At 66.6% G+C, this 11,911-nt stretch carries 10 protein-coding genes; 9 read left to right on the top strand and 1 reads right to left on the bottom strand.

Annotated elements, in window-relative coordinates; genetic code table 11:
* Positions 1-230 precede the first annotated feature (230 nt).
* Complete coding sequence (locus AC5RVY_RS03685) at positions 231-416, top strand: hypothetical protein (RefSeq protein ID WP_050053784.1); 186 nt, start codon at positions 231-233, stop codon at positions 414-416.
* A 194-nt stretch (positions 417-610) separates the two neighbouring features.
* Here AC5RVY_RS03685 and AC5RVY_RS03680 read toward each other — a convergent pair whose 3' ends face one another.
* Entirely contained in the window at positions 611-1,978 is a 1,368-nt protein-coding gene (locus AC5RVY_RS03680; protein ID WP_493953332.1) for an 8-oxoguanine deaminase, read from the bottom strand.
* 402 nt (positions 1,979-2,380) lie between these two features.
* Here AC5RVY_RS03680 and AC5RVY_RS03675 point away from each other — a divergent pair, with 402 nt between their 5' ends.
* The 8 genes from AC5RVY_RS03675 to AC5RVY_RS03640 all read left to right on the top strand — a co-directional run bounded on the left by AC5RVY_RS03675 (position 2,381) and on the right by AC5RVY_RS03640 (position 11,656).
* A complete protein-coding gene (locus AC5RVY_RS03675; protein ID WP_493953331.1) occupies positions 2,381-2,875 on the top strand; it encodes a nucleoside deaminase in 495 nt (164 codons plus the stop codon).
* A gap of 14 nt (positions 2,876-2,889) precedes the next feature.
* Entirely contained in the window at positions 2,890-4,410 is a 1,521-nt protein-coding gene (locus AC5RVY_RS03670; RefSeq protein WP_493953330.1) for an NCS2 family permease, read from the top strand.
* A 147-nt stretch (positions 4,411-4,557) separates the two neighbouring features.
* Entirely contained in the window at positions 4,558-5,850 is a 1,293-nt protein-coding gene (locus tag AC5RVY_RS03665) for an XdhC family protein (protein ID WP_493953329.1), read from the top strand.
* Positions 5,841-6,791 (top strand): FAD binding domain-containing protein, encoded by a 951-nt coding sequence (locus AC5RVY_RS03660; protein WP_493953328.1) that lies wholly within the window; start codon positions 5,841-5,843, stop codon positions 6,789-6,791. The genes AC5RVY_RS03665 and AC5RVY_RS03660 overlap by 10 nt, the downstream gene beginning before the upstream one ends.
* Positions 6,792-6,793: 2 nt before the next feature.
* Positions 6,794-9,637: a molybdopterin-dependent oxidoreductase gene (locus AC5RVY_RS03655; protein WP_493953327.1), complete on the top strand. Its 2,844-nt coding sequence runs from the start codon at positions 6,794-6,796 to the stop codon at positions 9,635-9,637.
* Between the two features lie 87 nt (positions 9,638-9,724).
* A complete protein-coding gene (locus tag AC5RVY_RS03650) occupies positions 9,725-10,705 on the top strand; it encodes an aldo/keto reductase (protein WP_493953326.1) in 981 nt (326 codons plus the stop codon).
* An 89-nt stretch (positions 10,706-10,794) separates the two neighbouring features.
* Positions 10,795-11,442: a uracil-DNA glycosylase gene (locus AC5RVY_RS03645; RefSeq protein ID WP_493953325.1), complete on the top strand. Its 648-nt coding sequence runs from the start codon at positions 10,795-10,797 to the stop codon at positions 11,440-11,442.
* The gene (locus tag AC5RVY_RS03640; RefSeq protein WP_493953324.1) at positions 11,423-11,656 is read left to right on the top strand and encodes a hypothetical protein; all 234 of its coding nucleotides are present in this window, start codon (positions 11,423-11,425) and stop codon (positions 11,654-11,656) included. Before AC5RVY_RS03645 ends, AC5RVY_RS03640 begins: the two co-directional genes overlap by 20 nt.
* Positions 11,657-11,911: the final 255 nt, after the last annotated feature.

Genomic DNA, 11,911 nt, shown 5'->3' with positions numbered 1-11,911 from the left:
GCTCATTACGACCCTGCCTGCTGCTCCCAGGTTACGTGACATACACCACGAATTGACATCCAGCGTACCCCCGGAATCCGGTGGTGTACATCACAAAGCGAAAATTCGGTTTATGACCGCGCCTGGCGCCGGCCATTGACGAACCTGTGGAGTCAGCCCTAGGATATTCCACATAGCAAAACTTCTTTTCCATTTTGCGGAACTCATACCAGCCCTCGAAGGAGGATCAGATGTACCAGCAGGACAGCACGCCGGTTTCACCAGCACCCACGGCGGCAGCTTCAGTCCAGGAGTTCTACCTCCCCCTCGGTGGCGGGACGGATCCGGACTTCTACCTCCCTGCGGACCGGGAGCACGTTCCCGGCCGCTTCTCTCGCTGGGTCCAGGCGCTCCCGGGCTTCAGCCGGCGTTCGTAGCCGGCCACGGGCCAAGCTTTCAACAGGCCCCTGCCGGCGACGCGTATCTGCGGCGCGACGGGAATCTAGGGTGGCGACACGCACCTTCGATTCCGCTGCGCAAATGCACTGGCGAGACCGATATATGGGTCTCGCCAGTGCATTTTTGCGTCACAGCTGAATCTGCGCGTCGGAAATGGTTTAGGGCGATCCGGCTACCCGTTCACCAGGCGGCGCGCGGCCGCTGAATGTTCCGCGATCAGGCCGGCGATATCGAGCCCCGGGATCTGGCCGTCCAGCACGCGCCACTGTCCGCCCACCATCACCCGGTCCGCCCGGTCCGCGGCGCACAGCAGCAGCGCGGCCACGGGATCGTGGCTGCCGGAGAAGCGCAGGTCATCCAGCCGGAAGAGGGCCAGGTCCGCCTGCATCCCGGGAGCCAGCTGGCCCAGCCCGGAACGGCCAAGGACCGCTGCCGAACCGCGGGTTGCCCAGCCGAGCGCGCGCTCCACGGGAACGTTCGCCCCGTACCGCAGCCGCTGGAGGTAGAGCGCCTGCCGTGCTTCCAGGATCATGTTCGACGCATCGTTCGACGCCGAGCCGTCCACTCCCAGCCCCACCGGAGCCCCCGCGTCCTCGAGTTCCAGGACCCGCGCCGTCCCGGAGGCCAGGCGCATGTTGGACGTGGGGCAGTGCGCGACGGCGGTGCCCGCGGCTCCCAGCCTTGCTATCTCCGCGCTGCTGAAATGGATACCGTGGCCCAGCCACGTGCGGTCCGTCAGCCAGCCCACGCTGTCCAGGTAGTCCACGGTCCGCAGCCCGAACATCTCCCGGCAAAAGTCCTCCTCGTCCAGGGTTTCGGCCAGGTGTGTGTGCAGCCGGACATCCAGCCTTTCGGCGAGGACGGCGCTTTCGGCCATGATCTCCTTGGTGACCGAGAACGGCGAGCATGGCGCCAGGGCAACCTGGATCACGGCATCGTCACCGCGCTCGTGATATGCGTGCACCAAGCGTTCGCTGTCGGCCAGAACCACCTCGGCCGCCTGCACCGTTGACTGCGGCGGCAGGCCGCCGTCGTCAGTCCCCAATGTCATGGACCCGCGCGTGAGGGTGGCGCGCATTCCCAGCCGGCGGACCGCCGCCACCTGGATGTCGATCGCGTCCTCAAGGCCCGCGGGGAAGAGGTAGTGGTGATCGGCTGCCGTGGTGCAGCCGGACAGCAGCAGTTCCGCCAGTGCCACAGTAGTGGCGAGCTCGAGGTCCCGCGGAGTGAGCCGGGCCCACACCGGATACAGGTTCTGCAGCCAGGGGAACAGCGGGGCGTTCGCTACCGGACCCCAGGCCCGCGTGAGGGTCTGGTAGAAGTGGTGGTGGGTGTTGATCAGGCCCGGCAGCAGCACATGGTTCCGCGCGTCGAATGTCTCATTACACGGCGCGGACGGCTGCTGCCCTGAGGCGAGAACCTCGGCGATTTTCCCGCCGCTGACCACCAGGCCGCCTGATGCGTCGAGCTGGTTGGCTGTGAAGGCGGCTTGGGGATTGCGGATCCAGAAGCGGGGAGCAGGAGGTGTGGAGGGGTTCATGGACTTCCCTGTCTGAGCGGGGTTGGTTTCATTCCAGCTCAGTGAGGCCCTGTCTGCTGATCCAGGTGCCGCGGCTGCGGAGCAGCGGCGGGTGGGATAAGACTAGGCAAACGGCCTGACCTGCGTCAACGTCTGCACGATGTGACCAAGCTGCGTCGGCGGGGTGAAGACCGCGAAACAAGGATTTCACATTGCGAAATTAAAATTCCAGAAAGCTATGGCGTAGCCCACATTCCGGTGCTAATCTCGATCTTGCCAAAGGCGGGCACCCGGTCACCGGGAAGCTATCTACCAGGCGCAACTTAACCTTCACAGCACATGCTGAAGCCTGGTAACCGTTCGCACCTGGTTCTACTGGTCCTGCAAGCGGCAACAGGCTTCCCGGCAAAAGGAAGTCGCATCATGAGTACCACCGTCACGGCCGAACAGTTTCTGGCCAGATCCATCCGGTTGGCCACGGCCAACGTCCTGAACAGCGGGGGCCCTTTCGGAGCCATGATCGTTACGGCTGACGGCCGGACGTTCGACGGCGTCAACCGCGTCACTGCGGACAACGATCCCACCGCCCACGCGGAGGTAACGGCCATCCGGACCGCCTGCCGCGAACTCGGCACCTTCGACCTCACCGGAGCCGTCCTCTACACCAGCTGCGAGCCGTGCCCCATGTGCCTGGCGTCCGCGCTCTGGGCCAGGGTGGAAAAGGTGGTCTTCGCTGCCGACAGGCACGACGCCGCCTCCGTTGGCTTCGATGACGCCGTCTTCTACGAATACTTCGACAACCAGGACAGGGACTCCCTGATGCCGGTCTCGAAGCTGGTGCTGGACGATCCCGAGGCCCCGGCCCCGCTGGAACCGTTCAACACCTGGAACACACTCGAAACCAGGATTGACTACTAGGCCCGGCGGCTGACATGACCATCCTGGACAACTCACACGAGGAGCATTCGGCTCCAAGCACCCGCACCCCGCGGCCCGCGAACAGCACTCCCAAGCCACCGGCGTCTGACTCGGTCCTGGACCGGTTCTTCCAGGTCACTCAGCGCGGCTCCACCCTTGCCCGCGAGTTCCGGGGCGGCCTGGTCACTTTCTTCACCATGGCGTACATCGTCATCCTCAACCCCTTGATCCTTGGCGGATTCAGCGCGGACAACGCCCCCACCGACGTCGCCGGGGGCTGGCTGTCAGCGGCGCAGGTGGGAGCGGTTACCGGACTCACCGCCGGCGTGATGACCATCCTGTTCGGCCTCATCGCCAACCTTCCCTTCGGCCTCGCCGCCGGGCTCGGCATCAACTCATTCCTGGCTGTCTCCGTCATCCAGGAAGTCACCTGGGCCGAGGCCATGGGCTTGGTGGTCATCAACGGCGTCCTGATCGTCCTCTTCGGCATCACCGGCGCCCGCACGGCCATCTTCCGGGCAGTTCCCAAGGAGCTGAAGGCCGCCATCACGGTGGGCATCGGCCTGTTCATCGCCTTCATCGGCTTCGTGGACTCCGGCTTCGTCAAGGCAACGGCCGGCGGACCTCCCGTCCAGCTGGGCAACGGCGGCTCCATCACCTCCATTCCCACGCTGGTGTTCATCGTCGGCCTGCTGGCCATGGGCATCCTGGTGGCACGCAAGATCCAGGGCGGGCTATTGATCGGCATCGTGGCAACCACTGTTCTGGCCGCCATCGTCGAAGCCATCCTGCACATCGGCCCGGCCAGCAGCACCAACCCCGGCGGCTGGCACCTGAACACCCCGGTCCTCTCCGGGCACCTGGTATCCGCCCCGGACCTGGGCCTGGTAGGGCAGTTCGACCTGTTCGGCGCCTTCGGCAGGATCGGCGGACTGGCAGCCACCATGCTGGTGTTCACCCTGGTGTTCACCAACTTCTTCGACGCCATGGGCACCATGACCGGCCTGGCCAAGAGCGCCGGCGTCGCGCACAAAGACGGGACGTTCCCCCGCCTGAAGTCAGCCTTCATTGTGGAAGGCTTTGGCGCCATCGCCGGCGGGGCAACGTCGGGTTCGTCCAACACCGTGTACATCGACTCCGCGGCCGGCATCGGCGAGGGTGCCCGGACCGGCCTGGCATCGGTGGTGACGGGAGTCCTGTTCCTGGGCTCGATGTTCCTTACTCCGCTCACCAGCGTGGTTCCGCTCGAGGTGGCCGCGGCTGCCCTGGTGGTGGTGGGCGCAATGATGATGGCGCAGATCCGGGAGATCAAGTTCAGCAAGTTCACCGTGGCGCTGCCGGCCTTCCTCACCATCGTCACCATGCCGCTGAGCTACTCGATCGCCAACGGGATCGGGGTGGGCTTCATCAGCTGGGCCATCATCGGGGCCGCGTCCGGCAAGGCGAAGAAGATCCATCCGCTCATGTGGGTGGTCAGCGCCGGGTTCCTGGTGTACTTCGCCCGCGGACCCATCAACCTGCTGCTCGGCGCCTGACCGGACCCCTTTTCGGACCCCCGCACGGTTTCCGGACATCCGCCCCCGTGACCCAGGGGCGGATGTCCGGAGCTGCAGCGCTTTCCGTACCACGTTTTAGGAACGACAATATGGACACCACCGCAGTGCGGAAGAAGGAGTGCCGCCATGCTTGATTTGATCCCTTCACTGAGCGGCTGGGCTCCGGCCCTGGCCCGTCAGCGGTTTGCGGTGGCCACCATCGTGCGGGCCAGCGGCTCGGTTCCCCGGCCGGTGGGCACCTCCATGCTGGTGTCCCACGCCGGGGCTATCCTGGGAAGCCTTTCCGGCGGCTGCGTCGAAGGAGCCGTAGTGGCCGCAGCACTGGAGTCGATGGACGACGGCGTCACGCGCCGTGAGACCTTCGGGTTCAGTGCCGAGGATGCCTTCGCCGCCGGGCTCACCTGCGGGGGAGAGCTGGACGTGCACATCGAGCCGGCCAACCTGCACGATGGCTGCACCCTGGGAGAAGCCGTCCGGCAGTTGGCTGCTTACGGGCAGGATGAGCCGGTAGCGCTGGTGCGCCGGCTCGACGGCCACGCGGAACATGGCGGCAGCACCGCCGTCGTTATTCCTGACCCCGGCTCCGCCCGGGTGAATGGACATCCGGTGCTGGCTGCCTTGCTGGACGCGCTGCTGGACGTGCCGCTGTATATGCCCCGGCACCGGTCGCAGGACCTTGCCGGAGCCCCGGATGCAGGAAGGACCCGGGCAGCAGCCCAGCTTGAGTCGTTCCTGCACAGCGGAGGCACTGGCGTCCTGGATCTGGCCGGTGCGGGACTCTGCGCCGGGGAAGCCGATGTGCTGGTGGAGTCCCGGCTCGCGCCGCCCCGCCTGCTGGTCTTCGGCGCCAACGATTTCAGCGCAGCACTGCTGCCGGCCGCCAAACCGCTGGGCTACCACGTCACGCTGGTGGACGCGCGCCCGGCCTTTACCGCCCAGGCACGGTTCGGAACAGCCGATGACGTCATCACGGCCTGGCCACACCAGTACCTGGCAGCAGAAGCGGCCGCGGGACGGGTGGACGGCAGGACAGTCATCTGCGTCCTCACCCACGACCCCAAGTTTGATATTCCCCTGCTCGAAGCCGCGCTGGGATTGGATGCCGCTTTTATCGGAGCCCTCGGATCCCGGCGGAGCCATGCGCAACGGGTGGACGCACTCCTGGACAGGGGAGCGCGGCCTGAACGGATCGTCCAGCTCCACTCACCGCTCGGCCTGGACATCGGGGCGGTGACCCCGGCGGAAGTGGCAGTTTCCGTCCTGGCGGAGATCATCGCCGCCCGCAACATTGCAGCATCCCATCAGCCGTTGAGGGAGACCTCCGGCCCCATCCACCAGCCGGCCGCGCCCACCGCGGACAATCCAGCCAACGCGCCGGCGCTCACCAACGTTAAACAGCAGGAGATCGCATGGACATGAACACCATCGAGGCCGTGGTCCCCACCACGGACCCGGCACAATGGCGCGAGGGCGACGCCTGGCTGGCTGGCGGCACCGTGCTGTTCTCCTACGGCAGCTTCGCGTTTGGGCCCCAGCCGTTGAAGCGCCTCCTGGACCTCGGCAGCGCAGGCTGGAACCCCGTGACAATCACGGACGAGGGGATCGAGCTGGCCGCCACCTGCACCATCGCCGAGCTGTACAAGCTTCCAGGGCTGCCAGCGGCCGCAGCGCTCAACTGGCCCGGACTGGACCTGGTCCGGCCCTGCTGCGACTCCTTCGTCGCCTCCTTTAAGGTGTGGAACATGTCCACCGTCGGCGGGAACCTGTGCACATCCCTGCCCGCCGGCCCCATCATCTCGCTCTGCGCGGGGCTGGACGGCACCGCCACCATCCTCGGTCCCGGCGGCACCAGCCGCAGCGTCCCGGTCGCTGACTTCGTCACCGGCGACGCAAAAAACTGCCTGGCACCCGGCGAGCTCCTCCGAAGCGTCCAGCTCCCGGCGTCGGCCCTTGCCTCGCGCGTGGCGTTCCGCCGCCTGTCACTGAGCAACCTCGGCAGGTCCGGAGTGCTGCTGATCGGAAGGCTCGACGGCGGCACTTCCTTTGTCCTCACCGTCACCGCCGCCACCACACGGCCCGTGCAGCTGCGCTTCTTGACAATGCCGGACACGGCCGCCCTGGCCGGGGCCATCGACGACGCCGTCCCGGCCGACCTTTATCACAACGACATCCATGGGCTGCCTGCCTGGCGGCGGGACATGACCTACCGTCTGGCCGAGGAAATCCGCGCCGAGCTCGCTGCCCCGGAAGGCGCCGCCGCGCTCCGGATCTCCGGTGACTTCTGGCCGCCGATGGGCCGTGGACTTTACGCACAGGGACTTTACGCCCAGGGACTTTACGCAGAGCAGGAAGGGGCCTGAGCATGGCCATCGAGATTAATGGAAAGCCGGCGGACGCCGCGCCGCGACCCGGGCAGTGCCTGCGCACCTTCGTCCGGGAACAGGGCAACCTGGGTGTGAAGAAAGGCTGCGACGGTGGAGACTGCGGGGCCTGCACTGTGCATGTGGACGGCATTCCCGTTCACAGCTGTATCTACCCGGCCGTCCGGGCGGAGGGACACGCCGTCACCACTATCGAGGGGCTGGCTGCAACTGAAGGCGGCGGCGCGGACCTGCACCCTGTCCAGCAGCAGTTCATGGAGCGGCAGGGCTTCCAGTGCGGATTCTGCACGGCGGGCATGGTGATGACGGCCGCGACCTTCGACGACGACCAGAAGGAGAACCTGCCCCGGAACCTTAAGGGAAACCTCTGCCGCTGCACAGGGTACCGGGCCATCTCCGATGCCGTCTGCGGGCACGCCGGCCACCCCGATCCCAAGGGACAAGGCTCAGGGATCGCAGGCGCCGGGCAGCCGCAACCCGAACCCGGACAACTGGGTGACGACGTTCCCGCACCTGCCAGCCGGGCCATTGTCACCGGGACGGCCCGTTACACCTTGGACATTCCGCCGGAACAGTTGCAGGACCAGCTGAAGGGCCTGCTCCACCTCAAGCTCCTACGCTCGCCCCATGCCCATGCCCGGGTGCTGTCCATCAATACAGACGCCGCGCTGAAGATTCCCGGCGTGGTGGCCGTTTTCACCCACCGCGACGCTCCGGAACAGCTGTTTTCCACGGCGCAGCACGAACTGTTCACCGATGACCCGGACGATACCCGCGTGCTCGATGACGTGGTGCGGTTCCGCGGCCAGCGGGTTGTCGCAGTGGTGGCCGAGTCCGTGGCCGCCGCCGAAGCCGGAGTACGGGCGCTGGAGGTGGACTACGAGGAGCTGCCCGCCGTCTTCTCTCCCCAGGACGCACTGATGCCCGGCGCGCCGCTGGTGCACGGAGACAAGGACGGATCGGCGTCGCGCATTTCCCGCCCGGAGCGCAACGTGGTGGCCGAACTTCATTCCGAACTCGGGAGCGTGGCTGACGGTTTTGCCCAAGCCGACTTTATCCACGAACAGACGTATCGGACCCAGCGCGTCCAGCACGTGGCGCTGGAAACCCACGCAGCCATCGCGTCGGTGGACAGCGACGGGCGGCTGCAGGTCCGCACGTCCAGCCAGGTTCCGTTCCTGGTCCGCCGGACATTGTGCCGGGTCTTCGGGCTTCCCGAGGATCAGGTCCACGTGGTGGCCGGCCGGGTGGGCGGCGGCTTCGGCGGCAAGCAAGAGGTCCTGACCGAGGACATCGTGGCGCTCGCGGCCCTGAAACTCGGCCGGCCCGTCCAGCTCGAACTGACCAGGACCGAGCAGTTCACAGCCACCACCACCCGGCATCCGTTCACCATAAAACTTCGCGCCGGCACCAGCAATGACGGCCGGCTCACAGCCTTGGAACTGGATGTCCTGACGAACACCGGCGCCTACGGCAACCACGGACCGGGCGTGATGTTCCATGGCTGCGGCGAATCCCTCAGCGTCTACAACTGCGCGAACAAGAAGGTGGACGCCCATGCGATGTACACCAACACCGTTCCGGCAGGGGCGTTCCGCGGCTACGGGCTGAGCCAGATGATCTTCGCCATCGAGTCCGCCATGGATGAGCTTGCGGCGGGCATCGGCATGGATCCGTTCGAATTCCGCCGCCGGAACATGGTGCGCGAGGGGGACAGGATGCTGTCTACCCAGCCCGAGCCCGAGGAGGACGTCCACTACGGCAGCTACGGACTGGACCAATGCCTGAGCCTGGTCCGAGACGCCCTGGCCCGCGGCCGCGAACGGTACCGCGCCGCCGGCCTGGATGAGCTGGGACCTGAATGGCTAACGGGCGAGGGGACCGCGCTCTCCATGATCGACACCGTGCCCCCGCGCGGCCACTTCGCCCATTCCCGGCTCCGGCTCCTGCCGGACGGCACGTACCAGGCCGACGTCGGGACAGCCGAGTTCGGCAACGGCACCACCACCGTCCACGCCCAGCTGGCCGCAACGGCCCTGTCCACGGACGCCACCAAAGTAGCGGTGCGGCAGTCGGACACGGACCTGATCGAGCACGACACCGGTGCCTTCGGCTCTGCCGGAACGGTGGTGGCCGGAAAGGCAACGCTGACGGCGGCGGAGGAACTGGCCGTCCGCGTCCGGGCGTTCGCCGCCGGCATCCACCAGACCCAGGCGTCCGCGTGCGTCCTTGATGGTGAGGCGATAGTTATCGACGGAACGCCCGTGCCGCTCGCTGAACTGGCGCAGGCGGCTGCGGAAGCCGGCGTCGAACTCGCAGCGGAAGGGCGCTGGGGCGGAACGCCACGGTCCGTGGCGTTCAACGTGCACGGTTTCCGTGTTGCCGTGAACCGGGGCACGGGCGAGCTGAAAATCCTGCAGAGCGTGCAAGCGGCGGACGCCGGCGTGGTGGTGAATCCGCGCCAGTGCCGCGGCCAGGTCGAGGGCGGCATTGCCCAGGCCATCGGGGCGGCGCTGTATGAGGAGGTTGTGGTTGACGACGCCGGACGGGTGACAACTGACATCCTGCGGCAGTACCACATCCCTACTTTTGCCGACGTGCCGCGCAGTGAGGTGTACTTCGCGGACACCAATGACACGATGGGGCCGCTTGGTGCCAAGTCCATGAGCGAGAGTCCCTTCAACCCGGTGGCGCCGGCGCTCGCGAACGCCATCCGGAATGCCACCGGGGTCCGCTTCGCTGCCTTGCCCATCGCGCGCGACAAGATCTACCTGGGGCTCAAGGAAGCGGGGCTGGTGCCGGACCTGGAACACGCCCGTTCCTGAACGGGCGGGGGTCACATAACGCCCGGTACGGCACGTGCAGCGGGTCCCATCTGACCCCATCGCTGCATCGTTGCATATAGTCGAGGGATGGAACAGCGGATTTTAGGCAAGACCGGACGGAACGTCTCCATCGTGGGGCTCGGAACGTGGCAGCTCGGCGCGGACTGGGGCAACGTTGATCCGGCCCAGACGCAGGCCATCCTGGCCGCTTCCGCGGAAGCGGGCGTGAATTTCTTCGACACCGCGGACGTCTACGGCGACGGCAGGAGCGAGCAGGCCATCGGAAAGTTCCTCGCGGACAACCCGGGCCTGGACATCACGGTAGCCACCAAGATGGGCCGCCGCGTGGAGCAGAAGCCGGAGCACTACACGCTGGCCAACTTCCGCCAGTGGGTGGACCGGTCGCGGAAGAACCTGGGCACCGACACCCTGGACCTGGTCCAGCTGCACTGCCCGCCCACGCCGGTGTACAGCAAGGCCGAGGTCTACGACGCGCTGGACACACTGGTGTCCGAGGGGGCCATCCGCAACTACGGCGTGAGCGTGGAGCGAACCGACGAGGCGCTCGAAGCGATCCGCCACGAGGGGACGGCCTCCGTCCAGATCATCCTGAACGCCTTCCGGCTCAAGCCCCTGGACGAGGTCCTGCCCGCCGCTAAGGCAGCGAACGTGGGCATCATCGCCCGCGTGCCGCTCGCTTCCGGGCTGCTCTCCGGCAAGTACACGAAGGAGACCAGGTTCGCTGAGAACGACCACCGCAACTACAACCGCAACGGCGATTCCTTCGACGTCGGTGAAACTTTCTCCGGCGTGGACTACGACCTGGGCCTGAAAGCCGTTGCCGAGTTTGAGCAGATCGTTCCGGCCGGTGCCAGCACCGCCCAGGCGGCTATCGCCTGGATCGCCGCGCAGGACGGCGTTACCTCGGTAATCCCCGGCGCGCGCAACGCCGAGCAGGCGGCAGCGAATGCTGCCGCGGCCTCCATCGCCGTTACTGAGGAGTTCAACGGCGGCGTGCGCTGGATCTACGACCACTACTTCCGCGAGGCCATCCACCCGCGCTGGTAGCGTTCGCGCCTGCCCCGTGCCTCCTGCCGCCTGCCTCGCTGCACCCGCCACGGCGGCCCCGGGGCACTCTTACGCTTGGGAGCACGCTTGTGACTGCCTCCGTCAGTGAGTTTGTGGACCGGCTCGCGGCCGTGCCAACCGTCCCCGGGCGCAACAACTTTTTCGATCACCACGTACCGGCGAATGCACTGCGGCGGCACAACCTGGAGCTTTACCTCGGTGAGATGCTGGAGCGCTCCCCAAAGGTGCTGCTGCTGGGCGAGGCCCCGGGTTTCCGGGGGATGAGGATCACCGGGGTTCCCTTCACCAACCGCACCATGTTCCAGGGGCCGGCCAACAGCTTCGGCCTGTTCGGCCCGGGCAAGGGCTATTCTTTGCCGCCGGAGGCGGCGGACGTGCCAGCCGAGCCTACGGCGACCGTGATGTGGGGAGTGCTGGCCGAACTGCAGTTCCTTCCCCTGCTCTGGAGTGCCTGCCCCTGGCACACCCATGTACCGGGCAAGCCACAATCCAACCGGACGCCAACCGCTGCCGATGCCCGGCTCGGCACCCCGTTCTGGCAGTCGCTGGCAGAGCTGTTCCGGATCGAAACCGTGGTGGCTGTGGGCAACGTGGCCCACCGCAGCCTGCTGTCCAACGGAATGGATGTACCAAAGGTCCGGCATCCCTCCCATGGCGGAAGATCCGGCTTCAAGGGCGGGCTGGAGCAGCTCTTGGATGCTGGAATGCAGGCCTGAAGGATTCTGGCTCACCCCGGTCAAGAAAACCAAGGCGCTTCTGACCATGGACATGTGGGAGGAGCACGACGCCCCGTCCCTTCGGAGTGTTATCCGCTTTCGTGACGACAAGTACACGCACCAGATCGAAGTGCGCACGCCGGCCGACCTCGAGACTGTGGCCGCGCTCGGCTGGTTCGAGGAATCGGCTGCCTGGGGTCGGAAACAACGTTGACAGACTAGGGCCGCAAGCTCCCTTTGCCGCTGACTCTTGCCGGGGCGGGCTCGTTCTACCGGGTGCTGGTGGGCCCACGGGACGGGGCACCGCTGGAACCTGGACACCCAGTCCGGCGACCAAGGACAAGCCACCGGCCTGGATATCGCCATCCGGACGACGCTACAAGCGCGAACACCAGGACTGGGAACCACCACACTGGCCGCAGCAATTGAGGCCAGAAGCGAAACCTGAGCCGTCATCCGACGCTGACCC

The sequence above is a fragment of the Arthrobacter sp. Ha26 genome (assembly GCF_059091705.1).
The sequence above is the reverse complement of the archived record's forward strand: the minus strand, read 5'-3'. Positions and strand labels throughout refer to the sequence as shown.

Coding starts and splice junctions, on each gene's coding strand:
- AC5RVY_RS03650 (WP_493953326.1), top strand. CDS start 9,725: ATGGAACAGCGGATTTTAGGCAAGACCGGACGGAACGTCTCCATCGTG.
- AC5RVY_RS03665 (WP_493953329.1), top strand. CDS start 4,558: ATGCTTGATTTGATCCCTTCACTGAGCGGCTGGGCTCCGGCCCTGGCC.
- AC5RVY_RS03640 (WP_493953324.1), top strand. CDS start 11,423: ATGCTGGAATGCAGGCCTGAAGGATTCTGGCTCACCCCGGTCAAGAAA.
- AC5RVY_RS03675 (WP_493953331.1), top strand. CDS start 2,381: ATGAGTACCACCGTCACGGCCGAACAGTTTCTGGCCAGATCCATCCGG.
- AC5RVY_RS03680 (WP_493953332.1), bottom strand. CDS start 1,978: ATGAACCCCTCCACACCTCCTGCTCCCCGCTTCTGGATCCGCAATCCC.
- AC5RVY_RS03670 (WP_493953330.1), top strand. CDS start 2,890: ATGACCATCCTGGACAACTCACACGAGGAGCATTCGGCTCCAAGCACC.
- AC5RVY_RS03660 (WP_493953328.1), top strand. CDS start 5,841: ATGGACATGAACACCATCGAGGCCGTGGTCCCCACCACGGACCCGGCA.
- AC5RVY_RS03655 (WP_493953327.1), top strand. CDS start 6,794: ATGGCCATCGAGATTAATGGAAAGCCGGCGGACGCCGCGCCGCGACCC.
- AC5RVY_RS03685 (WP_050053784.1), top strand. CDS start 231: ATGTACCAGCAGGACAGCACGCCGGTTTCACCAGCACCCACGGCGGCA.